A 24,381-nucleotide genomic window follows, 5' to 3' on the forward strand; every position below is an offset into this window, starting at 1 on the left:
TATTTGTTAATTGGGCGTGAAAAAGAAAGCTATAAAAGTTATAAAAATATTTATATAAGTAAATGTGAATGACTTTAAATCACGAGGTTCTTCATCGGATTAGTTTAATATTTTTCCGGATTAAAGGTAATAAAAGGGGTTGCATGAAAATATCCCTGATAACAGTGGTTTTTTGTTTATTCATTTTTAGAATCTATTCCATCATATCTTTTAAGGCATATAGACTTCAGCCTGTTCAAATAGTATCATATAACAATAAAATGCGGTTAAGACTACTCCAATAAGCCCGGAAATAAGAAATCCGAAGATATAATATCGTCCCGTTTTATTTTTCTTTAGTATAGAATTGATAATAAAAATGATGAGCGTACATAAAAATCCTGTTCCGAAAAACAGAATCAAAACAGCAATAAACAACGCTCTTTCCAGGTGTAAATCTGCAGATGACAGCATAATATAATTTAGTTTATAATGAAATCTTATTCATCGTATTCAGCAATATTAGAGAGAATTGAAGAACATTGCAATCCCGATTATCAGCTATATTTTAAAGTAGATATCACCTTTCAAAGGTTACCAAATATATTATCTGCAAATTTCAAATAATACTGAGGTTTATATTCCTCTATACTTTTAAAATATTAATGATGTATTATTTATTTACATTTTGTCAATCATAATTCCATCACACTATTATATTATAAAACTACAATTTGTTCTATTATGATTGTTTTACAAATAAACACTAAATAGTGTGTTAAATAAAATTAAAAAATACCGTAAATAAACATTTACATTAAATATCAAATTCTTTAATATGTGAATTATATTAGAAAACTATTATATTTGCCTCGTCAAAAAATAACCTATGAAATTAAAATTATTGACTTTTTTAAGTCTTTCGATGCTATTAGCATCTTGTGCTCAGGACGAAAATCGTGATAATACAATGCCTGCCGAAAAGAAGATTGGTTTACAAAAAAATAATACTTCCCGCATTGGAAATCTTACGACTGTAGAACTCTTACAGGAAGTATATAATCCTTCGGTATTAAATGCAGGGGAAGCCATTACTTTGGTGCAAAACGACAGAAAATATCAACTCATCATGCAGCCTGATAACAATCTGGTGCTATATATGACAAGATTTGGGCACACTTCTGCATTATGGAGTTCCAACTCTTATTCTGCCCTTGGCGGTATAACGCAACTTATTGCACAAAATGACGGAAATATGGTCATTTATAGAAATGGAATTCCTCTATGGAACACCAATAAAACGGTTAACTTTTATGTGAATGATCCGCACATGAAGCTTCAGCTTTTCTCCAGGTCCGGAACACTGATTACTCCAGGATTCAGAATGAAATTTGTTCTGGGAGGAAATAATCAAAATATAAATGATGTCTTCGAGGTGGATTTCGATTAAAATTAAACTTATTACTTAACCGTTTCTTTGAAACGGTTTTTTATTGATATGATAAAATCAAGATTATAACCCTTCGAATTGATTTTTTTCGTATCTTTGCGCACTATTATTCCTAATGTCCTTAGGAGTAACCAAAACAGATATTGATAACAAAAACAATAAAAAAGCAGAACAATGCCAAAATTAAAAACGAAATCAGGTGCTAAGAAACGTTTTGCTCTTACCGGATCTGGTAAGATCAAAAGAAAAAACGCTTACAAAAGCCACATCTTAACTAAGAAAGAAACTAAGCAGAAGAGAAATCTTACTACTACTTCTTACGTAGCTAAAGTGGACGAGAAAAGCGTACAACGTCAATTAGCAATTAAGTAGTTTTTATAAATCTATATTCGGTTTATAAGAATTCAAACAAATTCAACATTTTAACCCTGAAACGGTGCAAATAAGAGTAACATCAGTTGCCGCCCTTTTCAAAAAAACAATTTAAATTATGCCAAGATCAGTAAATGCCGTAGCTTCAAGAGCTCGCAGAAAGAAAATTTTTAAGCAAGCTAAAGGTTTTTTCGGTAGAAGAAAGAACGTTTGGACTGTAGCTAAAAACGCGGTAGAAAAAGCAATGCAATATGCTTACCGTGGTAGAAAAGAGAAAAAGAGAAACTTCAGAGCACTTTGGATCACTCGTATCAACGCGGGAACCAGAGAGCACGGAATGTCTTACTCTCAATTTATGGGAGCTCTTAAAAAGAACAACATCGAACTTAACAGAAAAGTTTTAGCAGATTTAGCAATGAATCACCCTGAAGCTTTCAAAGCTGTTGTAGATCAAGTAAAATAATGTAGAATAGATTTTGTTATCAATATAAGTCCCGGGTTTTTCCCGGGATTTTTTTTGCTTTATACTTTTCAATTCTGTGTGTTTTCAAGTTGAAATTCAGTTTCAGTTACTTCAGATTTCAGAGGCATTTGATATATCATTAATAAAATTCATCTAATCATAAAGTAGAATACTGAATTTTCAACATAAAATATTTAAAATAACAGAAAAATATACATTAAAACCAATTCATTAAATGAACATCAGCCTAACATAACAATAAACTGTATAAAAAGTTATATTATTATTAAAAAACTAATTAATTACATTAAAACAGATTTAATTATTAATAATAAATCATGATTTATTGCTATATTTACAATCTCTAAATAAAATATCAAAATGAAAAGAGCTGCAGTTTTTTTGCTGACTTCCATTGCACTGCAAAATATAAGTGCACAAAGTTTTATTCAGGCTTATAAAAACCGGGCTGATATGGTCACGCAAGCTAATATTAACACCAACCTTCAGGAATTTGCAGCCTTTGGAATAAAAAAAACAGGGACAACAGCTAATAATAATGCGCTGGACTGGCTAAAAAACAAATACCTGTCTTATGGATATACAGCCAATGATTTCTCTGAAGATGCTTTCACCTATGGAGGCAATGCATCAAAAAACCTGATCATCACCAAAACCGGTACTTTGTACCCTAACAAATATGTTATTATCTGCGGGCATTACGACACCATCGTAGGACCTGGGGTAAGCGACAATGGCAGTGGAACCTCTATCATCCTTGAGGCGGCAAGAATTCTGAAAGATATTCCAACAGAGTATTCTATTAAGTTTATCCATTTTTCCGGAGAAGAACAGGGTTTGGTGGGAAGTAATCATTATGTAAACAATGTAGCATACCAGGGAGGTACAAAAGTTCTGGATATAAAGCTGGTTTTAAATATTGACCAGGTTGGAGGTCTTATAGGAAATAATAACAATACCATCACCTGCGAAAGAGATACAGGAGGAATGTCTTCCAATAACGCAGCATCCAATACTGTGACTCAGGAATTGATGACATGTACAACCCTCTACTCTCCTCTTCAGACCAATCTTTCCTATGCTTACAGTTCTGATTACATGCCTTTTGAAGCTAAAGGATATACGATCACAGGGTTTTATGAATATATCAAAAGTAATAATGAGCACACTGTAAGTGATACCTATGCCAATATCGACCCTGTATATGTTTTCAATGTAGGAAAAGCGGCTGTGGGAGCATTACAGCACTTTGCCGTTGCCACAACATCAAGTAATCTTTTAAGCACCCATGAGACCACAGCACAGAAGCCAGCAGAAGAAATCAGAATTTATCCCAATCCTGCAAAAGATCTTATAACGGTAGAATTTCAGCAAGAAGTAACATCATTCAAAGTTGAGATTAATGACATGGTAGGAAATATAGTCTTACATGCTGAAAACGAGAAAAAAATAAACACATCCGGTCTTACAAACGGAGTTTATATGGTTACTATCAAAACGGATAAAGGAAATACAACAAAGAAAATAATCATTAATAAATAATGTCAGACTTGAGATATAGATGAATGTTAGATTTATCTGTACTTCAGTATTACAATCATAAAATGAAGAAAATCGCTACTTTTTTACTGGCTTCCATCGCCATGCAAAGTCTTGGAGCTCAAAATTTCATTCAGGCTTATCAGGACAGAGCGAATATGGTAACCCAAACCAATATAACAACTTACCTTCAGGAGTTTGCCAATTTAGGAGTAAAAAAAACGGGTACAGCAGCAAACAATAACGCTCTTGAATGGCTTAAGACCAAATACCTTTCCTATGGGTATACTGCCAGCCAGATGGCAGAAGATCCTTTTACTGCAGGAAGTTATAATTCTAAAAACCTGGTGATTACGAAGACAGGAACTGTGTATCCTAATAAATATGTTATTATCTGCGGCCATTTCGACAGTATTACCGGTTCGGGAGTCAATGATAACGGAAGCGGAACTTCTATTATTCTTGAAGCAGCCAGAATCCTGAAAGATGTACCAACGGAATATTCTATAAAATTTATACATTTTTCCGGAGAAGAACAGGGACTTCTGGGAAGTACTCATTATGCCAATACGGTAGCATATCAGGGAAGTAACCGTGTTTTGGATATCAAACTTGTCTTTAATCTGGATCAGGTGGGCGGTGTGATGGGAAATAACAACAATACAGTTTACTGTGATCAGGATCTCGGTGGGCTTACCTCCAATAATGCCGCTTCTGCTGTTGTGACTCAGGAATTAAGAAACTGCACAGCACTTTATTCTCCTCTTCTGACTGCTGTAGATCCGGCTGAAGATACAGATTATATTCCTTTTGAGCAGAAAGGCGAAGTGATCACAGGATTTTTTGAAAGAATCAGAAGTACATACCCGCATACGGTAAATGATACTTTTGCCAATACGGATCCCGTGTACATTTATAATATAGGAAAAGCATCTGTGGGGGCACTTCAGCATTTTGCTGTTGCTACGGGTACATTGGGTACGCATGAAGCTGTGGTAAAAAATACATTGGAAACTGTAAAAATTTATCCAAATCCGGTAAAGGATATCATTAATATTGAACTTCCTGATTCCGGAATTAAGAATTTTACTTTTGAAGTGACCGATTTCCAGGGAAGATCTATTTTCAAGAAAACAAATGAAACAAAAATCAATGCTTCGGGATTGGAAAATGGCGCTTATCTTGGAATTTTAAAAGCTGGAGATCAGACTGTGGTAAGAAAAGTGATGATTGAAAGATAATTTGCATTGCATATCATAAATTATAAAACCTTTGAAGCTGTTCAAAGGTTTTTACTTTTTAGACAACTGCACATATTAAGCATCTGCAACACATCAATGTCTTTCAATGCGAAATCTATTGATAACATAGCAAAAATTTCATTTTATTTTAAAATATTAAACACTTCGTTGTGATTTATTTACTACATTCGTGTTACCAAAATAATATCATATATGAAAAAATTTACAACAGTTTTATGCACTGCACTGATGATGCAGAGTATAGGGGCGCAAAGTTTTATCCAGGCTTATAAAGACAGAGCGGATATGGTTACTCAGGCCAACATTACTACAAATCTTCAGGAATTCAGTAATTTAGGAGTAAAAACTACAGGTTCAGTAGCCAACACCAATACATTGAACTGGATTAAAAACAAGTATCTTTCTTATGGTTATACTGCCAGCCAGATTGTAGAAAGTCCGTTTACTTTCGGAAGCACCAGTTCTAAAAACCTGATTATAACTAAAACAGGAACACTCTATCCCAACAAATATGTTATTATCTGCGGGCATTTTGACACCATTTATGGCCCTGGAGTGAATGATAACGGAAGCGGAACTTCTATTATCCTTGAAGCGGCAAGAATTCTAAGAAATGTCCCGACTGAGTATTCCATCAAATTCATCCATTTTTCCGGCGAAGAACAGGGATTAAAAGGAAGCAGTCACTATGTAAATAATGTGGTGTATCAGGGAGGTGTACGAAAATTAGATATAAAGCTGGTCTTTAATCTTGACCAAGTAGGCGGAGTAAAAGGAAACAACAATAATACAGTGTATTGTGATGAAGATCAGGGAGGTCTTTCCAGCAATAATGCAGCTTCTGCAGCAGTAACTCAACAGCTGAGAAACTGTACAGCACTCTACTCTCCTCTTCAGACTGCCGTAGATCCGGCTGAAGACACAGATTATATTCCTTTTGAACAGAAAGGTGAAGTGATTACGGGCTTTTTTGAAAGAATCAGAAGCACTTATCCTCACAGCTCCAAAGATACTTTCACCAATATGGACCCTGTCTATGTTTATAATATTGGAAAGGCTACTGTGGGAGCTTTACAGCACTTTGCAACAGCTTCCACTACACTGAGCAAACCAGCATCTAAAAACGCTTTGGAAACAGCAAAAATCTATCCCAATCCTGCCAGCAATGTTCTCAACATTGAATTGCCGGATTCCAAAGAAACAAACTTCAGTTTTGAACTCAGCAATGCGATGGGAAGATCAATACTGAAAACAACTAATGAAAGAAAGATTGATGTTTCCAGCCTTCAAAACGGAGTGTATATTGGAGTTTTAAAAGTAGGAGATCAGACTCTTGTTAAAAATATCATGATTGAAAGATAAAACATCTTCATATTCAGAATAAAGAAAACAGCAGGGGACTCTCCTGCTGTTTTGTATTTCCAAGGTACCTCATTTTACTTTACACAGTCATTTTGTAATGCTAATTCCTTAATTTTAGAAATTATATCTTCATCATTAATAAATCCCGCTCTGATATCTGTTAGTAATTCTTCTAATGTTATTTTATAATGATCTGCTTTATTATATGATAAAAAACCTATTATTTCATCAAAAGCACTGTCATAGTCTTTTAATTTACAATAAGATAGATATTTAATTTGAGAAGCTAATTCATTTTTAGGATTTTTTTGCAGTAATCTATCAGCAATTTCGATTGCCCAATCATACTCTTCTAAATTAAACCAACAATTTGACATGAATAACAACCTGTAGTTCTCAGACTTTAAGGATAAACCATTTAATGTCTCTAAAATAGTAAGTGCTGGGATGTACTGTCCAACATCCATCAAATTTTTAGCTTTTTGTAGGGGAGTCATGAGTTAAAAGATTAGTTTATTTTTTAAAATTAAAAACATCTTTCATTTTGAAGAAGTACAAATTCCTTTTTCCTATCAAATATTCAAAGGTTTTATTTATTTCTGTTTTGAAGAATCTCCTCTATCTCTTCCATTGAAAACCCTTTCGCTTTTAATAAAATCAAGAAGTGATAAAGCAAATCTGCGGCTTCATTTTTAAAAAGATCATCGTTATTGTCTTTTGCTTCTATAACCAGTTCTACGGCCTCCTCACCTACTTTTTGAGCCATTTTATTGATTCCTCTCTGATATAATGAGTAAGTATATGAGTCTTCAGTCTTCATATCTATTCTCTGAGATATTTTCTCTTCCAGCTCATACAGAAACCCTTTTGCATTTTTTTCACCGAAACAGCTGAAACTCCCTGTGTGGCAAACTACATTTTTAGGAACAGCTTTAATTAAAATGGTATCCTGATCGCAGTCTATATCAATACTTTTTACCGTTAAAAAATTTCCTGATTCTTCCCCTTTGGTCCACAATCTGTTTTTGGAACGGCTGAAAAATGTAACAATGCCTTCTTTTTTTGTTTTTTCAAAGGCTTCTTCATTCATGTAGCCCAGCATCAGCACCTGCAATGTTCTGCTGTCCTGAATGACCACCGGAACAAGGCCGTTATCTTTATTAAAATCTATTTTCATCGTACTTCAATTTTTTGAGTTTTTAACTGTTGTTTTAAATCCTGAATCTCTATTTCATTAAAATGGAATATACTGGCTGCCAATGCTCCTGTAGCCTTTGTTTCATTAAATACTTTAACAAAATCATTTGCAGCACCAGCTCCTCCTGAGGCAATCACCGGAATATTGACCGCTTCAGAAACCAGCTTTGTGATCCTGAGATCAAACCCATTTTTAGTACCATCACCATCCATCGAAGTCAGCAGAATTTCTCCTGCTCCCAAACGCGCTGCTTCCTGTGCCCATTCTATAGTAGTAAGCTCAGTGGCTTCTCTTCCTCCTTTGATATGCACAAGATCAAGATCACCAACCTGCTTTGTATCAATAGCTACCACAACACATTGGCTTCCGAATTCTTTAGCCAGATCAGAAATAAGTGCCGGATTTTTTACAGCCGAAGAGTTGATGCTGATCTTGTCTGCACCCTCTTCCAAAAGCTTCCTGACATCTTCTACAGATGATATCCCACCTCCTACTGTAAAAGGAATACTAAGCTCTTTGGCAATATCTTTTACCAGCTCTACAAATGTTTTTCTATCTTCAATAGTTGCCGTAATATCCAGAAAAACGAGCTCATCAGCACCTTCCTGTTCATACTTTTTGGCCAATTCAACCGGATCGCCTGCATTTTTAAGGTCTTCAAAATTGACTCCCTTTACTGTAGATCCATCTTTAATATCCAGACATGGAATGATTCTTTTCTTAAGCATTTTCAATAAAGTTTTGAAGTTGTTGCAGGCTTATTTTACCCTCATAAATTGCTTTTCCGATAATTGTACCGGCACAGCCGATATCTTTCATTTTATAGACATCAGCGATGCCTGAAATACCTCCGCTTGCTACGAGCTGAACAGATGTTTTATATAAAATCTCAATATACAGTCCTGTGGACGGGCCTTCCAGCATCCCATCCTTTGAAATATCGGTACATATTGCTGTCTGCATTCCTTTTTCCTGATACTGAAGAATAAAATCAACAATATCATGATTGCTTTCTTCCAGCCAGCCGGAAGTTTTAATCTTCCTGTTTTCACAGTCTGCCCCCAGAATAATTTTCCCGGAACCGTATTTTTCCAGCATTTCGAAACAGAATTCAGGATCCTGAACCGCAATACTTCCTAAAGTAATCTGCTTTGCTCCGGAATTAAAAGCCGTTTCAATATCTTCCTGAGTTTTTAACCCTCCTCCAAAATCAATATGCAGTGAAGTTGAAGCAGCGATATTTTCTAAAACCTTTTGATTGACAACATGTTTCGATTTCGCCCCGTCAAGATCCACTAAATGAAGATATTGAATCCCAAAGCTTTCAAATTCTTTTGCCACTTCTACAGGATCTTCATTGTATATTTTTTTTGTACTGTAATCTCCTTTTGACAGACGGACACATTTCCCGTCGATAATATCTATAGCCGGAATTATTTTCATCATTATAAATTTATAAAGTTACTGACAATCTGATTTCCTACCATTCCTGATTTTTCAGGGTGAAACTGCACTGCATAGAAATTATCTTTCTGCAAAGAAGCACTGAATGGCAGGATGTAATCACAAACAGATGTTGTAAAGTCTGAAAGCTCACAATAATAGCTGTGAACAAAATACACATCATTATTCTCTTCTATCCCTGAAAATAATGGCGATGTCTGTTCTGAAAGCGTATTCCAACCCATGTGTGGAACAATATCCTTTGCCGGAAATTTTCTGACATTGATATCAAAAATCCCCATTCCTTCGGTATCTCCTTCTTCATTTCCTTTACACATCAGCTGCATTCCTAAGCATATTCCTAAAACAGGCTGTGTAAGGCCAGGAATCAAGAGATCAAGTTCTTTTTCCTTCAACAGTTTCATCGTTGAAGAAGCCTCTCCAACACCTGGAAAGATCACTTTATCTGCTTTTAAAATCTGTTCAGGATCATCTGTGATCACAGAATCAACATTCAGCCTGTTGAGTGCATTCTGAACAGAATTGACGTTTCCTCCGTTGTATTTTATTATAGCAATCATATTTATAAACTTCCTTTTGTAGAAGGCAAACTGTAATTAGTATCTGATTGGTTTACTGCCATTTTAATGGCTTTCGCAAAGGCTTTAAAGATAGATTCAATTTTGTGGTGTTCGTTATCTCCTTCTGCTTTTATATTCAGATTGGATTTCGAGGAATCTGTAAATGACTTAAAGAAGTGAAAAAACATTTCTGTTGGTACATCTCCTATTTTTTCTCTTTTAAATTCAGCATCCCAAACCAACCAGGGCCTTCCTCCAAAATCAATAGCCACCTGAGAAAGACAGTCGTCCATCGGAAGCAGGAATCCGTATCTCTCAATCCCTTTTTTCTTTCCTAAAGCTTTTACAATAGCCCCTCCCAGCACAATCCCGGTATCTTCTATCGTGTGGTGCTCATCTACAGTAAGATCTCCATTAACTTTAATCTTAAGATCCATGTTCCCGTGTCTTGCGATCTGGTCAAGCATGTGATCAAAAAAGTGAAGCCCTGTTGTAATATCTGATTTTCCGTTTCCATCGAGATTGACTTCAATTTCTATATCGGTCTCATTGGTTTTTCGGGATACCTTAGCCTTCCTCATTCCTGATTTTAAGAACTGATAAATCTCTGCCCATCTCGTTGTAGACAGCTCTGCTTCTTCATTAAAGTTTTTGTTAAGATAAATAGCTTTAGCACCCAAATTTACAGCTAATTGAACATCAGTACTTCGATCACCAATTACATAAGAATTTTCAAGATCATAGTTGCCATAGATGTATTTCCCCAGCATTCCGATTCCTGGTTTTCTTGTCGGGAGATTTTCGTGTTCAAAACTTCTATCAATTAAAACATCGCTAAAAATGATCCCTTCATTTTCAAATGCTCTTATCATTTTTTCCTGTGGTTTTATAAAATTTTCTTCAGGAAAACTTTCAGTTCCCAACCCATCCTGATTGGTTACTATTACCAGTTCATAATCCAGTTCATTGGCAATTTTTGAAAGGTATTGGAAGACTCCCGGATAAAACTCAAGCTTTTCCAGAGAATCAACCTGAAAATCCGTAGGCGGTTCAATAATCAATGTTCCGTCACGGTCTATAAAGAGTACTTTTTTCATTTTTAGATACGTTTTAAAAGATTAATTAGTTTTTCATTTTCTTCACGGTTTCCCACATTGATCCTGATGCATCGCGGAATAGCCGGATCTCTTCTGCTGGTCAAAATTTCCTCTTCCAGCATTTTTGAATACACATTGTCAATATTTTCCATTCTGATCAGAAAGAAGTTTGCATCTGTGGAAAATACTTTTGAAATGCATGTAATTCCTTCAAACTGCTGCTTCAGCCATGTTCTCTCTTCCAAAATGCGGTTTACGTTTTCCTGAAGTCTGCTTTCATCATCCAATGTCTTTAAAATCAATTCCTGGCTCAATACATTTACGTTATAAGGCGCTTTTACCGTACTGATCAGGTTGATAATTTCCTCGGATGCGTAAGCCATTCCTACTCTTGCTCCTGCAATTCCCCATGCTTTAGAAAATGTTTGCAGTACGATCAAGTTAGAATATTGATCCAAAAGCTCCAGGCTTGATTTTTTTCCTGAGAATTCTATATAAGCTTCATCTACCACCACAATTCCTTTGAAATTCTGAAGGTAAAATTCAATATCATCAATACTATTTCCGGTAGGATTGTTAGGCGAACATAAAAAGAAGATTTTAAGAGATGGATCTGCTGAAATTTTTAAGAAATCACTTTTGATGATCTCAAAGTTTTCATCCAGATCCAGTTTCAAAACTTTATTTTCATTAATAGTTGCATAGAAAGCATACATCGCGAAAGACGGATTCATCATCAGAATGGCATCTTTTTTAGGCTCACAGAAAATTTTAATGATAAGGTCTATCAGCTCGTCACTTCCGTTTCCTATGGCAATCTGTGAGGGTGAAAGGTTTTTAAGACCCGCAAGCCTGTTTTTAAGCTCTTTCTGAGTGGAATCCGGGTAACGGTTGCATTCCCCAAAAGGACTTTCATTCGCATCCAGCATAACGGGTGCATTAAATTCATTATGATCCCTGAAACTGCTGTAGGGCTGTAATTGTACTATATTTTCTCTTACCAGAGTCTTGATACTGTTATTTTTCATTGTATTGTTTATTTAAAACTATTTTTAAACCATTAAGATGAATTGAATTATTAAGGATATTGAAGAAAATATATTCAGATCTTTATTAAGCTGTGAGCTAAATTCAAATGTATTTAAATCTTAATTTTACTTAAAAGTTTCATTTTCTTAATGGTTTAAATTCTTTTTTTGATAAACGCAAAGGCGCAAAGTTTTTAATTCTTTTGCTTTTTTAAGGCGCGAGAATATCGAAGATTTTCAGCAAGGGTCTGAATTTTATTTTGTTTTTTATATGCATTATTCAATTTTATCGGCGATAAAATCCTTGCGTCTTAAAACATGCTCCAATTATATCCTTCTTGCGTCTTTGCGTTTTCCAACATTTATTATTTTAATCTTATGGATACTGCATTTTTGTGGGCAAACAGGCCTTCTGCTTCTGCCATGAGTTCTATTGTTTTTTCTAAATTCCGGAGACCTTCTTTTGAAAGATGCTGGAAGGTTATTTTCTTCACAAAACTATCCAGTGAAACTCCGCTGTAGTTTTTTGCATATGCATTGGTAGGAAGAGTGTGATTGGTTCCACTGGCGTAATCTCCGGCACTTTCACAGGAATAATTTCCAAGGAAAACTGAACCTGCATTCTGAATTGCCGGGATATATTTTTCAAAATCGGCAATGGCCAGAATAAGATGCTCAGGAGCATAGAGATTGCTAAACTCAAGAGCTTCTTCTAAAGTATTCACCAAAATAAAAGAGCTGTTTTCCAAGGCCTGAGCTGCAAATTCATTCCTTGGTAATTCTTTGATTTGCTGCTCAACAGCACTGATTGTTTCATTAAAAACTTTAACATCAGTCGTAATAAAAACAACCTGGCTGTCACTACCATGTTCCGCCTGTGAAAGAAGGTCTGCGGCACAAAATTCAGGAACAGCTTGTTCATCTGCAATCACGAGAACTTCACTCGGACCGGCAGGCATATCGATCGCGATCCCAAAACGCTGAGCATACTCTTTAGCGGCTACGACAAACTGATTTCCCGGGCCGAAAATTTTATTAACCTGAGGAATACTTTCTGTTCCTAAAGTCATAGCTGCTACAGCCTGGGCACCACCTGTTTTAAAGATTTTTGAAACTCCGCAAAGGTCTGCCGCATACAGGATCGCAGGATTGACATTTCCATTTTTATCCGGCGGTGTACACAGAACGATTTCTTTACAACCTGCGAGGTTTGCAGGAACAGCAAGCATCAGCACTGTAGAAAATAAAGGAGCAGTTCCTCCGGGAATATAAATACCCACTCTTTCAACTGCACGATTCTCGCGCCAGCAAACAACACCTTTCGTAGTTTCGATTTTTTGAATCTCCTGTTTTTGTGATGCGTGAAATATTGAAATATTCTCTTTTGCCTGTTGAATCGCCTGTTTCAGTTCATCTTTTACCTGCTTTTGTGCATCTTCAATTTCTTCTTTGGAAACCGAAATGCTTTGAGTATCTGCTTTATCGAATTTTTTATTGAACTCTATTAGAGCTTTATCTCCGTTTTTTTCAACTTCTGCAAAAATTTCTGTGATGAGCCCTGAAATTTCTTTCTGCTCAAGAACAGGGCGCTTTACCAGGTCTTTCCAGTTGTCTTTTGTGGGAAATCTGTATATATTCATTGTACTATTTTTAATTTTAACAAACTATTACACTGTTGACTTTTAATTTTTTTTTACGCAAAGTCGCAAAGTTTTTAATTCCTATATCTTTTTAAGGCGCAAGAAAATCTAAGATTTTCAGCAAGTATGTGAGTATTTAAACAGTATTCAATTTTATCGCAGATAAAATATTTGCGCCTTACAACAGTCTTAATTTTTATTCTTTTGCGTCTTTGCATTGGCCAATATTTTAAATAACCATTTTATCAATTGGAATGATTAAGATATCCTGTGCTCCGTTATCTTTCAGCTCATCAATTACTTCCCAGAATCGTTCTTCATCAATTACAGAATGAATGCTGCTCCAGCCTTCTTCTGCCAACGGAATTACTGTAGGGCTTTTTAATACAGGAAGAACTTCTGATACTTTCTGAATTTTTTCATTGGGAACATTCATCAGAATATATTTTGAGTTTTTTGCTTTTAAAACAGCTTTAATTCTGAATACAAATTTTTCCACAATCGCTTCTTTTTCAAGGGATAATTGTGGGGTCTGAGCTAATACTGCCTCGGATTTGAGTAAAGTAACCGTTTCGCGCAATCCGTTTTTGAACAATGTGCTTCCGGAGCTGACAATATCACATATCCCGTCTGCCAGACCGATATTAGGAGCTATTTCTACGGAACCTGAAATAACGTGAATGTCTGAAGTGATTCCTTCTTTTTCTAAAAAGCTTTTAAGGGTATTTGGATAAGAAGTGGCAATTTTTTTACCTTGAAAATAAGAGAGTTCATCGGTTTCCACTTCTTTGGGAACAGCCAATGAAACGCGGCATTTTGAAAACCCAAGCTTCTGGATTGTTTTTATATTTTTACCTTTTTCAATCAGGAGATTTTCGCCTAGAATAGCAACATCCACCACTCCATCTTCCAGGTATTGCGGGATGTCTGAATTCCGAAGGTACATGATTTCCATCGGAAAGTTATCTACTGAAACTTTGAGTTGGTCTTTCCCGTTGTTGACGAAGATTCCGCAGTCTTTGAGAAGCTGTAGTGATTCTTCGTAAAGCCGGCCGCTTTTTTGGATTGCAATTTTTAATTTACTCATTTTGCCTTTTTTGGGTCCGAGCAAATAAAAACTGATCTATTGAAATTTCTGAGGAGAATTCAGGAAACAAAAAAACCGCCTATTTACTCAGACGGTTTTAATTATTTTTGATTTTAGCACATACTTATATCAATCAATTCCGCCTAACAGAGATGATGATAATGATGTAATGCTAAAAAAGTTGGTTTCATTGTATTGAATTATGATGCAAATGTAGGATTTATTTTTAAAATGCAAAGTTTTTTCAGATAATTTTTTGATAAAAATTCATCAACTGTTTTGCAATAGGTTCGTCATTAAATTTCTGAACAAACTCGAAACCCTTTTCCTCACGGCGTTTTCTCTCAGATTCATTTTCCCAGAGAAATTTGAGTTTGGCCCGAATATCAAGATCATTATCCGGATTGATATAAACAGAGTCTTTTCCTCCTGCTTCGGGCAGACAGCTTGTATTGCTTGTAACCACAACAGTTTTGGAGAAAAGTGCTTCAATCACAGGAATTCCGAAGCCTTCAAAGAAACTCGGATAGACAAAAATATCTGCCAGTTTATAGATCGCAGCCAATTCATCTATAGAAACTCCCTCCAGAAACAGCACCTGTTTTTCCATCTTGTTTTTTTTAAGGAAACTCTCTATTTTCTGATAATATTTGGTCTTCCTTCCCACTACTACAAGAGGAATTTCTGTACCCTTGATTGCTTTTACGACATTTAAAAGATTTTTACGGTCTTCGATGGTTCCTACGTTGAGGATAAATCTTTCAGGAAGATTATATTTGTCCTTTACAGCCTGCATCAGTTCAGGAGACTGCTGTTCTTTAAAAGCATGATGGCATCCTTGATAAATGACTTCAATCTTAGTCTCAGGAACTTTTAAATACTGAATAATATCTCTTTTGGTCTGTTCTGAAATAGCAATGATTTTGTCGGCCATATCAGCTGCTTTTTTAAATTTCCAGAAATGTATTCTCCTGTCAAAAAAAGAGTAATACTGCGGATATCTTACAAAGATCAGATCATGAATAGTAACCACCTTTTTAATAGGTTTTGGGTCCCATTTTAAGGGAAGTTCGCCGGATAAACCATGGAAAATGTCAGCTCCTTGCTTTTGGGCGTCTTTACCCATTTTCAGCTGGCGTGAAAAGTTTCCTTTTGAGGTTTCAATACAATGAACATTCGGGCGCTCAAGGATCTCTTTTCCGCGTTCCGATTTGTTTTTATTAAGCAACAGATATTCGTTATCCGGTTCATACTCAGAAAGTATTCTTACCAGATCTCTTGAGTAATTTCCCAATCCGGATGTGTTATGGAAAAACCGTTTTGCATCAAAAGCAATCTTCATCGTTGTATCTGTTTTTGAAATTCCTGAAATGTACCGAATGTATGTCCTTTCGCTTTCAGCCAGCCTACGAACGAATCAAATCTTTCCACCATTTCTTTTCCTGAGTTTTTTACTGTAAATCCAGGAAGTTTAAAGGCTTCATCTTTAATCTCTGCAAATTCCCACGGATGGAAATAAATATTAAGATAATTGTCCTTTTTCAAGGTATCTGAAGCCAGTTTCTTGTATAAAAACAATGGAAAGTTATGGAAACTTAACCAAAACAGTGGAATTCTGAAGTTAGGAGAAACCGAGGCCGGAACCTGAGTTACACCCCCTTCTTTGAAATAGGTTCTGGAAACTTTTAAATTATTATATCTTCCCGGTAAAAACGTAGGATTGATGGATGAATTGTAGGAATATCCTGCCCTTTCAACTTCTTTTTCGTCTACGGGCATCATTCTCGGCATTCTCAATCCGGTTACTCTTGTAGAAAATAATTCTTCCAGTTTTTCTCTTGATTCTTTCAGGTGTTTGTCTTCAAATTCTGAGTGAAACCACGTGTGAGAAGCCAGTTCATGACCTTCGTTCAATAGTCTTTCAATAAGATGTCTGCTGTTTTCTGCAAAAACTACGGTAGAAAAAAAAGTAGCTTTTGCATTATGTTTTTTAAGGATATCGAGTATTCTCTCTAATCCTGTCTGTGAAATTGAAATCTGCTTTTCAAAGGGAATTTCACCCTTATATTCTAATGGCATATCAAATTCTTCAATATCAAAACTCAATAAAACCATTCTAAAAATTTTTGTTTTTAATAATATAATTAGGTCTGTCTTTCACCTGTTTAAATATTTTACCTAAATAAATCCCCATGATTCCGAGGATGATTAACTGAAGTCCTCCGAAGAAAACAATCGTCATAATCAATGAAGCCCAACCCGAGATCTCCGTTTTTGCAATAAAGGAATGAACTACATAAGCACCATATCCGATTACTGAAAGTGCTGAGAATAAAAAGCCCAGATAAGCCGCCAAATACAATGGTTTCACACTAAACGCTGTAATTCCCGTAAAGGCAAAGGTGAACATTTTTTTAAGATTATAGCTGCTTTTTCCTGAAAGTCTTTCTGCAGCGGTAAAATCAATTCCAATCTGTTTAAACCCCATCCAACTCGTCAGGCCTCTGAGAAATAAGTCATCTTCGTTAAAGTTTCTCATTACATCAACTGCTCTGGCATCCAGCAATCTGAAATCTGAGCCGCCGCCTTTTGTTAGGTTAACGTCTGACAGACTTGATAAAAGCTTATAAAATAAGTCTGATGTTTTTCTTTTAAAAAGGGATATCTCTTTAGGATAAGTCCTGAAAGTAAAAACCACATCATAGCCTTCCTCCCATTTCTGAATCATTTCAGGAATAATTTCCGGCGGATGCTGAAGATCTCCGTCCATCGAAATAACTGCATTTCCCTGTGCACTGTCCATTCCTGCTTTCACAGCGGGCTGATGCCCAAAATTCCTCGAAAACTCAATGAATTTCACTTCATCGTACTGATTGGAAAGTTCTTCTAATTTTTGTTGTGTATTGTCTCTGCTGCCATCATTTACAAATATGATTTCAAAGTCGTAATTAGGTAAGCCATCAAAAACTTCTTTAATTTTCTGATGGATCATTGCGACATTTCCTTCTTCGTTATAGGCAGGAATTACAATTGAAATTTTCTTCATATTTATTAATTCAGGCTGTAATTTTTCTCAAAATCTTTAGTCAGAAGTTCATAAGTTACTCTCAACCAGATTACAATACAAGGTACAGCTTTTAATGAATATTTGATGATATAGTTTTCTTTTACAAATTTCGGAAATAGGTCCGAAGTGGAAAAACAGGTGAAAATAATAACGAAAACAAGCAATCCTATAATAAGCGGTGTTCTTTCTTTCTGCAGAAAAAACCATATCAGCACTCCTACAACCGCAATAATATAGGTTGGAGATTCTGAACTGGAACTGAACAATACCAAAAACAGTAATGTTGAAGCCAGAATCATCAATTGGAATGCATAGTGCTTATACTGCTTAATTCTGATATATGGTAAAGCAAAAAGCGGTAATCCGCCGGCTAAAAATACAAGATTGGAAATAGAAGCATCTCCTAAAATTCTTCTTACAAAGCCCATCAGTGAAATGTCCTGCATATTTCCCAACACCTGATTTTCACTGTTTTTTTCTACAATAGACCGAAACCAGTCAGAGTAACACTGAATCACAAACTGAGGGCTTGAATAGGCCATTGGAAGTACAAAAAACAGTACTGCAACAGCAATTCCTGAAAGAATAAATTTCGCTTTATTTTTAATGAAGAAAAACTGTGTCAATCCTACAATTCCGTAGATTTTCACAAATATTCCTATTAAAATTGCCGTTACAGATTTTACCTCTTTTCTTTCGTAAATATAGACTGCAGATAAGAGTAAAAGGCCTGTCAGTGCTACGTTAAACTGTAAACTTAAAGCTGCTGTAATGTATTCCTGAAGGCAAAGCAGTCCGAAAATTGCTTTTTTACTGTCTGAAAACGGCAGTTTGTAAATACCATAAATGAAGATAAAAGTATTGGCAATATTCCATAGTGAAATTCCCAGCCAATCCGGCATCATGGCAAACGGAGCAATCAATGCACTGAAAAATACGCCATAATGGTTTAAATCAAAATAAAGATCGGGATAATGGATAAATAAGTTTTTCTGATTGACAGTATTAAAAAATACATTTTTAAAAATCAGATAGTTATTGATCGCATAATCTCCTCTCAGATATTTGGAAATTGCTGTAACAACGGATATAATAAGATAAACCCCAAATATATATTTAGGGTTTAATAATATTTTAAGAAATTTTTCTTTCAAGATTGTAGTTTTAGTTTAAAGTATTAATCTTAAACAGCTACATTATTCTCCCTCAATGCATCATTAAGAGATGTTTTCTTATCTGTAGATTCCTTTCTCTGACCAATGATCAAAGCACATGGAACCTGGTATTCCCCAGCAGGATACTGTTTTGTATAGCTTCCAGGGATTACTACTGAACGTGCAGGAACTCTTCCTTTGATTTCGATAGGTGTATCTCCTGTTACATCAATAATTTTTGTAGAAGCTGTCAATACTACGTTTGCACCCAGTACAGCTTCTTTTTCTACGTGAACTCCTTCTACAACAATACATCTTGAACCGATGAAGCAGTCATCTTCAATGATTACCGGAGCTGCCTGTAACGGCTCCAATACTCCACCGATACCTACACCACCACTCAGGTGAACATTTTTACCGATCTGCGCACAGCTTCCTACTGTTGCCCATGTATCTACCATTGTTCCTGAATCTACATAAGCACCAATATTTACGTAAGATGGCATCAAAATCACTCCCGGAGCAATATAAGCTCCTTCTCTTGCCACTGCATGTGGTACAACTCTCACCCCTTTTTCAGCATAATTTCTCTTTAAAGGCATTTTGTCATGAAATTCAAACGGACCTACTTCAATAGTTTCCATTTTCTGGATCGGAAAATACATTACTACTGCTTTTTTCACCCATTCATTTACCTGCCATCCGTTTTCAGTAGGCTCTGCTGTACGAAGTTCACCTTTATCAACCAAAGAAATAACCTCCCTAATCGCCTTCTGGCTGTCTTCATTCTGCAATAAATCTCTGTTGTCCCAGATATTTTCAATAGTTTGTTGTAACGACATGTTTCTTATTTAAAATTATACCGGCCAAAGATACAAAAAAGTTCAGCAAAACGGGTTTTAACATCATGCTTTTAATAAAGACTCAACATGCGCTTCACCCTCATTTTGTAGGTCAGGTAAATTTGCCCATGTTCTTTTAGGAGATACTCTTCTTCAAGCCTGATCTGGATCTGGATCAAAATACTTCCTATCAGAAAAAAAGCAAGCGCAATGACAGTAGGAAAAACAAGGCAAAATCCGATAAGACTGATGGTCATTCCCAGGAATATGGGATTTCTTGAAAATCTGAATAATCCATGGGTTACCAAATCTGTTTTCGTTGTACTGTCAATCCCGATACGCCATGAGTTTTTCATTTGTAACTGGGCAATAACAACCCAAATCAAGGCCATCATCATTAAAACTAAGCCTGTGTATTGAATGAGATTATATTCCAAAACATTGATTTTAAAAGCAGGGAAAATATCTTTCGGAAAAAATAAAAGAAGTATCACATAGATAAACAAAGCAAATAAAACCAGCTTAAAATAAAATCCGACAAGTCCATATGCGGAATCATCTTTGGGAAGAACATTAGGATTTTTACCTATTTGCTTAGCCACTCTGTAGCTGATACCTACAAAAGAGACCAAAAAGAAAATAATAAAGTAAAAAGGGATAAAAAATCTGATGAAATCTGCCATATGATAATAGTTTTAGGCAAATTTGCTAAGTTTCGTGATGCAATGCTATTGCAATGATGAATAGCAGATAGATGACAACGGAAACGTAAAAATTTCCCCTCCTCCGGAGGGGTGGCGAAAATTCAAAGAATTTTTGACGGGGTGGTTTGTAAAGACTAACGAGATAACTATAAGTTTTGGCTAAAGCCAATTGATTGATTGCCATTTTATTGAACGGGCTAAAGCCCGCTCCTATTGAATATTTCACTCGTTATGATCTCGCAGATTGAGGAGATTACGCAAGATTTTAAATGTATTTACTCCAAAATAATAAACTCCATCGTTTTTACTACATGTTTTTCCTGAATAATTCCCCGCGAATATTGAATATTATGATCACTGTTATATTTTGTCAGATATGCCTGATTAATTTCTTCAGTAAGATCATTTACATCTTCAGGAATCATAGCTTTTATGGAATAAACTGTTTCGCCACATTGAATCTCTCCTGTGGAATCTTCTAAAAAAGTATTGTACCAGCTTTTTTCGGCAAGTCCCCACGACCTTGCAAATATTCGGTTTTGGACTACAACCATCCATATTTCCAGAAATTCAGGTCTTTGATGTCCGGCTTTTATTCCGATAATCGTATGATTTTGAATATAATCTAATGCTTTTTCTTTATTCATTATCTTAATTTTATGTAAAACTAAAACATTAGTAGATGAATCAAAAATTATTTATGTACAAGGCAGGAAATATGATCTAGTTGAACGCTTTTCTGATGTAAAGAATATTTTAAAGCATCATGTTACCAAGAGCTGTCTGCAGACATTCTTTATAGCTTTTGGCGACTGTAATTTTTAAATCACCGCAGATTAAGTGATTGTCTTCTAAAGATTCAATATTGGTGAGATTGACGATGTATGAATTGTGAACCCGCATAAATTCTTCCGGCAGGGTTTCAATGAGATCTTTAAGTGTTTTGTAGTAAATATATCTTTTATGATCTACGGTATGAACTTCCACATAGTTTCCGAGCCCCTTGATGATAATAATATCTTTGAAGAAAAGCTTGACCAGCTTTTTATCTGTTTTAATGAAGGCAAAGGTCCGGTTTTCTATCATTTAAAGATTTTTTACAGAACTCTTTGGGCATGAAGGTAGGCCTTATTCCAATATTTTTCGTTCAGGGATGAAATAATCACCCCTTTTGAGGTAGAAGCATGGATAAACTTTACTTCTCCGTCAGGCCCAATATCATGAACAATTCCTACATGAGATACTCTGCTTCCTCCTGCTGTGGCAAAAAACAAAAGATCTCCAGGTTTTACGTCTCTGATATCAATATTTTTTCCGGCTTCAGCCTGATCAGAAGATCTTCTTGGGAGGTTGAAGTCGTTTTCTTCAAATACTTTTACGGTAAATCCGGAACAGTCAAATCCTGATGATGTATTTCCCCCGAATTTATAGGGTGTTCCGATGTATTTTTCGGCGTCCTTCAGAATATCATTAATTGATCTGGATACACTTCCGTCAAATTTTGAATCCAGTTTTCTGAGGTTCTCAGATTTTGCAACTGTCTTTGTATTTGATTTCTTACTGCCGGAAACACTTTTCGATGACCCACAGGACACTACAAAAGCAGATGCAATCAGTAAAACAGACCACTGCTTTATTCTCATTTTTTGTTCAAATAATCCCAATCCCATATTCGTCTGATTTTTACTCGGTTAAGTAATTCTTCAACAAATATACATTTTATATTTTAATTACGATATAACTATACTACAACTATATGATAAATATATGTTAAAATTTTATTTTCAAGTATTTATTGGTATATTTGATTTCTATTTTGAAGATATGGCAACATATGAAAGTCTCATTAAGATCACCGGGGCTGTAGGTGACCTTGTATTTTATAATCTGAACGGCAAAAATGTGGTTCGGAAGAAAAGCGGGTTTAATAAAACAGCTTTTAAAAAAAGTCCGTCGTATGAGAAAGTGCGGCAGAACAGCTCGGAATTCGGGCATTGCTCTAAAATTGGGAAGATTATCCGGAATACTCTGAATCTCTACATCAAAGAAGCAGGTGATCCCCTCCTCTACCAGAAGTTCGCAAAGGTTATGACAACGATCAAAGATCTGGATATGATTTCCGAAAGAGGAAAACGAACAGTTGAAAATGGTTTAATGACTGAAGAAGGAAGAAAGCTTCTGAGAGAATTTCAGCTGGGTACAGTTCCTAATGTTTTAGATTGTATAAGAATTGAGAATCATATCCTATATAAAAACGATGATTGTATCACTGATAGAGCCGTAATTGCAACAATAAAATTAAATTCTGAAAATTACAGCACAGAATATGCTGAAGAAATAATCAGCTGGAATCAGCAGCGAAGGCCTTTTAAAAAGTATTTTTCAGAGAATGATCTTCTCCTTTATTTTATAGTTCTGAAGAATGATCACGATGAGATTACCCGAATGGGATTTGTTTAAATAAAAAAGTCTGCAGAATTTGCAGACTTTCTTGTTTTATTTCTTCTCTCCTTTCCAGCTTCCTGACTGTGCAGGTGTAGGAAGTGAGTTGGACCAGTTTCCGTTTCCTTTTTTTTCCGTTGTTAACGTTCCTTTGAAATCTCCTTGTGAAGGAAGTCCTACTCTTGCGTTAAGATCTCCCGATTCACTTAAATTTCCGGAAATACTATAGTTTTCATTATTAACATCGGAATGCATTGTTCCTACCACTTTACCACTCTCATCTACCACGAAGTTCCAAACTCCTTTATCATTTCCTTCATAAGAACCTGACCATGTTCCTACATAATCATAGATGGTATCATCATTAGAGCTGCAACCGATAAATAAAAACGCCGTTAATAAAAGTAAAAAAAGTTTCTTCATAGTTTCAGTAGTTTTATAACCTAAAATCCTGTTATTCTCGATGGAATTCCCTTCTAAAAATCCGTCACAGAGAATAGTGCTTAATATTTATTATTTTTTGTTCCGTGCAAATCTACTAATTTTTTCATTCAAATTATCTGAATTTTAATTAGCAACCAATATGTTTATTAAAAAACAACATATTTTGGCTAAAATACAAATATTTTTCAAACAAATACAAGGTGTATAATTTTTGAGTTATTTAAAAAATGATACATGAAATCTGATATTACTCTACTCAATATTTGTTTACAATTAGTTTACATGAGATTTCAGGCAATTTTCACATCCGTTTTAAAGTTATTTCATATCTTAGTGAAAAATTTAACCTTTTTCAAAAATAACATGAAAACAAAAACATTCTTTTTGGCAGCACTTGCTATTGGTGGGAACTTGATAGCCCAGGTAGGGATTAACACATCCACTCCTTCTCACACATTAGATGTCAATGGCCTGGTAAGAGTAAGAGGACTTTCAAATGCTGAAAAAAAAATTGTTGCGGCGGATGCACAAGGAGTTTTAACTCTTATCTCTCCTGAAGAAATTTTCGCTCCGAAAGCTTTATTGAACACTTCTACCTCTTCCAGTGAACAAAGACTCACAATTTACGAAGGAAAATGTTTCCAACCTGGCGATAATGCTTCTTCCTGTACCGTTTCTGTAAACCATTACTCCTCTTGTGCGGGGTTCAGTAATCCTGTAGATACTCAAATTATAGTAGGGCAAGGAATTAACACAGGAAATGGACAGTTTCTAGGAATATGGACAGCCCGATATGTTGATAATAAAGGATTTGCAAACACAACTCCTGTTGCTAATCAGACAGCGCCTGACTATCCCAGAATCTCTTACCCAAGTACCAATACAGTGAACTATTTAGGAAGTGGAAACTTTGCGGGCCAATGTAATACGGATCTGGTGACTACCATCAACCAGGCCACCGGAGATATAAAAGTAGAGTCTGTAAAACGAAGCATGTTTGCACATCTTGTGTATCTTATCAACATCGCCCGTTCCAGATCTTTATAATAGTCGATATTTGATTTCAAAAGAGACAGCCACAATTGAATTGTGGCTGTTTTTGTTTTTACTAAATAAAATCCTTTTTTCAGAGGGTAAAATAATTTATTTTTATTGGGAACGCATTCACATGAACAATCATATAGTATTGCATTTTATTACTAAAAA

The 24,381-nt window shown here is 35.4% G+C and carries 28 protein-coding genes; 8 read left to right on the forward strand and 20 right to left on the reverse strand.

The window, feature by feature from the left end; all coding sequences use genetic code 11:
- Window positions 1-210: 210 nt before the first annotated feature.
- Window positions 211-453 carry a hypothetical protein gene (locus LC457_RS03740; RefSeq protein WP_223598663.1) on the reverse strand — a complete coding sequence of 81 codons (243 nt, stop codon included), beginning with the start codon at window positions 451-453 and terminating at the stop codon, window positions 211-213.
- A gap of 415 nt (window positions 454-868) precedes the next feature.
- Here LC457_RS03740 and LC457_RS03745 point away from each other — a divergent pair, with 415 nt between their 5' ends.
- From LC457_RS03745 to LC457_RS03770, 6 genes are all read left to right on the forward strand, one after another.
- A complete protein-coding gene (locus LC457_RS03745) occupies window positions 869-1,429 on the forward strand; it encodes a hypothetical protein (protein ID WP_223598664.1) in 561 nt (186 codons plus the stop codon).
- Between the two features lie 174 nt (window positions 1,430-1,603).
- Window positions 1,604-1,801: a 50S ribosomal protein L35 gene (gene rpmI, locus LC457_RS03750; protein WP_002979658.1), complete on the forward strand. Its 198-nt coding sequence runs from the start codon at window positions 1,604-1,606 to the stop codon at window positions 1,799-1,801.
- 118 nt (window positions 1,802-1,919) lie between these two features.
- On the forward strand, window positions 1,920-2,264 hold the full coding sequence (gene rplT / locus LC457_RS03755) for a 50S ribosomal protein L20 (protein WP_034694451.1): 345 nt from the start codon (window positions 1,920-1,922) through the stop codon (window positions 2,262-2,264).
- Window positions 2,265-2,645: 381 nt separating this feature from the next.
- The gene (locus tag LC457_RS03760) at window positions 2,646-3,827 is read left to right on the forward strand and encodes a M28 family peptidase (protein WP_223598665.1); all 1,182 of its coding nucleotides are present in this window, start codon (window positions 2,646-2,648) and stop codon (window positions 3,825-3,827) included.
- 23 nt (window positions 3,828-3,850) lie between these two features.
- Window positions 3,851-5,065 (forward strand): M28 family peptidase, encoded by a 1,215-nt coding sequence (locus LC457_RS03765; RefSeq protein WP_223598666.1) that lies wholly within the window; start codon window positions 3,851-3,853, stop codon window positions 5,063-5,065.
- Window positions 5,066-5,278: 213 nt separating this feature from the next.
- Complete coding sequence (locus LC457_RS03770) at window positions 5,279-6,448, forward strand: M28 family peptidase (protein ID WP_223598667.1); 1,170 nt, start codon at window positions 5,279-5,281, stop codon at window positions 6,446-6,448.
- Between the two features lie 74 nt (window positions 6,449-6,522).
- On the opposite strand, the gene LC457_RS03775 is transcribed toward LC457_RS03770, so the two are convergent.
- From LC457_RS03775 to LC457_RS03860, 18 genes are all read right to left on the reverse strand, one after another.
- Entirely contained in the window at window positions 6,523-6,945 is a 423-nt protein-coding gene (locus LC457_RS03775; RefSeq protein WP_223598668.1) for a hypothetical protein, read from the reverse strand.
- 92 nt (window positions 6,946-7,037) lie between these two features.
- Window positions 7,038-7,625 (reverse strand): bifunctional phosphoribosyl-AMP cyclohydrolase/phosphoribosyl-ATP diphosphatase HisIE, encoded by a 588-nt coding sequence (gene hisIE, locus LC457_RS03780; RefSeq protein WP_223598669.1) that lies wholly within the window; start codon window positions 7,623-7,625, stop codon window positions 7,038-7,040.
- Window positions 7,622-8,374 carry an imidazole glycerol phosphate synthase subunit HisF gene (gene hisF, locus LC457_RS03785; RefSeq protein ID WP_223598670.1) on the reverse strand — a complete coding sequence of 251 codons (753 nt, stop codon included), beginning with the start codon at window positions 8,372-8,374 and terminating at the stop codon, window positions 7,622-7,624. The genes hisIE and hisF overlap by 4 nt, the downstream gene beginning before the upstream one ends.
- Window positions 8,367-9,089, reverse strand: a complete 723-nt coding sequence (gene hisA, locus LC457_RS03790) for a 1-(5-phosphoribosyl)-5-[(5-phosphoribosylamino)methylideneamino]imidazole-4-carboxamide isomerase (RefSeq protein WP_223599153.1) — start codon at window positions 9,087-9,089, stop codon at window positions 8,367-8,369. The genes hisF and hisA overlap by 8 nt, the downstream gene beginning before the upstream one ends.
- A 2-nt stretch (window positions 9,090-9,091) precedes the next feature.
- Window positions 9,092-9,670 carry an imidazole glycerol phosphate synthase subunit HisH gene (gene hisH, locus LC457_RS03795; protein WP_223598671.1) on the reverse strand — a complete coding sequence of 193 codons (579 nt, stop codon included), beginning with the start codon at window positions 9,668-9,670 and terminating at the stop codon, window positions 9,092-9,094.
- Between the two features lie 2 nt (window positions 9,671-9,672).
- Window positions 9,673-10,767: a bifunctional histidinol-phosphatase/imidazoleglycerol-phosphate dehydratase HisB gene (gene hisB / locus LC457_RS03800; RefSeq protein WP_223598672.1), complete on the reverse strand. Its 1,095-nt coding sequence runs from the start codon at window positions 10,765-10,767 to the stop codon at window positions 9,673-9,675.
- Window positions 10,768-10,769: 2 nt separating this feature from the next.
- Complete coding sequence (gene hisC, locus LC457_RS03805; protein WP_223598673.1) at window positions 10,770-11,795, reverse strand: histidinol-phosphate transaminase; 1,026 nt, start codon at window positions 11,793-11,795, stop codon at window positions 10,770-10,772.
- Window positions 11,796-12,160: 365 nt separating this feature from the next.
- Complete coding sequence (hisD, locus tag LC457_RS03810) at window positions 12,161-13,435, reverse strand: histidinol dehydrogenase (protein WP_223598674.1); 1,275 nt, start codon at window positions 13,433-13,435, stop codon at window positions 12,161-12,163.
- A gap of 229 nt (window positions 13,436-13,664) precedes the next feature.
- Entirely contained in the window at window positions 13,665-14,522 is an 858-nt protein-coding gene (gene hisG, locus LC457_RS03815) for an ATP phosphoribosyltransferase (protein ID WP_223598675.1), read from the reverse strand.
- Between the two features lie 244 nt (window positions 14,523-14,766).
- Entirely contained in the window at window positions 14,767-15,864 is a 1,098-nt protein-coding gene (locus LC457_RS03820) for a glycosyltransferase family 1 protein (protein ID WP_223598676.1), read from the reverse strand.
- Entirely contained in the window at window positions 15,861-16,637 is a 777-nt protein-coding gene (locus tag LC457_RS03825; protein WP_223598677.1) for a polysaccharide deacetylase family protein, read from the reverse strand. Before LC457_RS03825 ends, LC457_RS03820 begins: the two co-directional genes overlap by 4 nt.
- A gap of 1 nt (window position 16,638) precedes the next feature.
- Window positions 16,639-17,568, reverse strand: a complete 930-nt coding sequence (locus tag LC457_RS03830; protein ID WP_223598678.1) for a glycosyltransferase family 2 protein — start codon at window positions 17,566-17,568, stop codon at window positions 16,639-16,641.
- 5 nt (window positions 17,569-17,573) lie between these two features.
- Entirely contained in the window at window positions 17,574-18,743 is a 1,170-nt protein-coding gene (locus LC457_RS03835) for a glycosyltransferase family 87 protein (protein WP_223598679.1), read from the reverse strand.
- A gap of 29 nt (window positions 18,744-18,772) precedes the next feature.
- Entirely contained in the window at window positions 18,773-19,585 is an 813-nt protein-coding gene (locus LC457_RS03840) for a 2,3,4,5-tetrahydropyridine-2,6-dicarboxylate N-succinyltransferase (protein ID WP_223598680.1), read from the reverse strand.
- Between the two features lie 71 nt (window positions 19,586-19,656).
- Window positions 19,657-20,268: an isoprenylcysteine carboxylmethyltransferase family protein gene (locus LC457_RS03845; protein ID WP_223598681.1), complete on the reverse strand. Its 612-nt coding sequence runs from the start codon at window positions 20,266-20,268 to the stop codon at window positions 19,657-19,659.
- Window positions 20,269-20,564: 296 nt separating this feature from the next.
- Window positions 20,565-20,936 carry a DUF2255 family protein gene (locus LC457_RS03850; RefSeq protein WP_223598682.1) on the reverse strand — a complete coding sequence of 124 codons (372 nt, stop codon included), beginning with the start codon at window positions 20,934-20,936 and terminating at the stop codon, window positions 20,565-20,567.
- A gap of 109 nt (window positions 20,937-21,045) precedes the next feature.
- Window positions 21,046-21,375 carry a LytTR family DNA-binding domain-containing protein gene (locus LC457_RS03855; protein WP_223598683.1) on the reverse strand — a complete coding sequence of 110 codons (330 nt, stop codon included), beginning with the start codon at window positions 21,373-21,375 and terminating at the stop codon, window positions 21,046-21,048.
- A gap of 11 nt (window positions 21,376-21,386) precedes the next feature.
- Window positions 21,387-21,959 (reverse strand): C40 family peptidase, encoded by a 573-nt coding sequence (locus tag LC457_RS03860; RefSeq protein WP_223598684.1) that lies wholly within the window; start codon window positions 21,957-21,959, stop codon window positions 21,387-21,389.
- Between the two features lie 154 nt (window positions 21,960-22,113).
- Here LC457_RS03860 and LC457_RS03865 point away from each other — a divergent pair, with 154 nt between their 5' ends.
- The gene (locus LC457_RS03865; RefSeq protein ID WP_223598685.1) at window positions 22,114-22,749 is read left to right on the forward strand and encodes a hypothetical protein; all 636 of its coding nucleotides are present in this window, start codon (window positions 22,114-22,116) and stop codon (window positions 22,747-22,749) included.
- Window positions 22,750-22,785: 36 nt separating this feature from the next.
- Here the strand turns inward: LC457_RS03865 and LC457_RS03870 are convergent, their stop codons facing one another.
- The gene (locus tag LC457_RS03870) at window positions 22,786-23,154 is read right to left on the reverse strand and encodes a hypothetical protein (RefSeq protein ID WP_223598686.1); all 369 of its coding nucleotides are present in this window, start codon (window positions 23,152-23,154) and stop codon (window positions 22,786-22,788) included.
- A 384-nt stretch (window positions 23,155-23,538) separates the two neighbouring features.
- On the opposite strand from LC457_RS03870, the gene LC457_RS03875 reads away from it, so the two are divergent.
- Window positions 23,539-24,222, forward strand: a complete 684-nt coding sequence (locus tag LC457_RS03875; RefSeq protein ID WP_223598687.1) for a hypothetical protein — start codon at window positions 23,539-23,541, stop codon at window positions 24,220-24,222.
- The last annotated feature ends 159 nt before the right edge of the window (window positions 24,223-24,381 follow it).

Source organism: Chryseobacterium sp. GVT01B (assembly GCF_019970045.1).
In the GTDB taxonomy this organism is placed as follows: domain Bacteria; phylum Bacteroidota; class Bacteroidia; order Flavobacteriales; family Weeksellaceae; genus Chryseobacterium.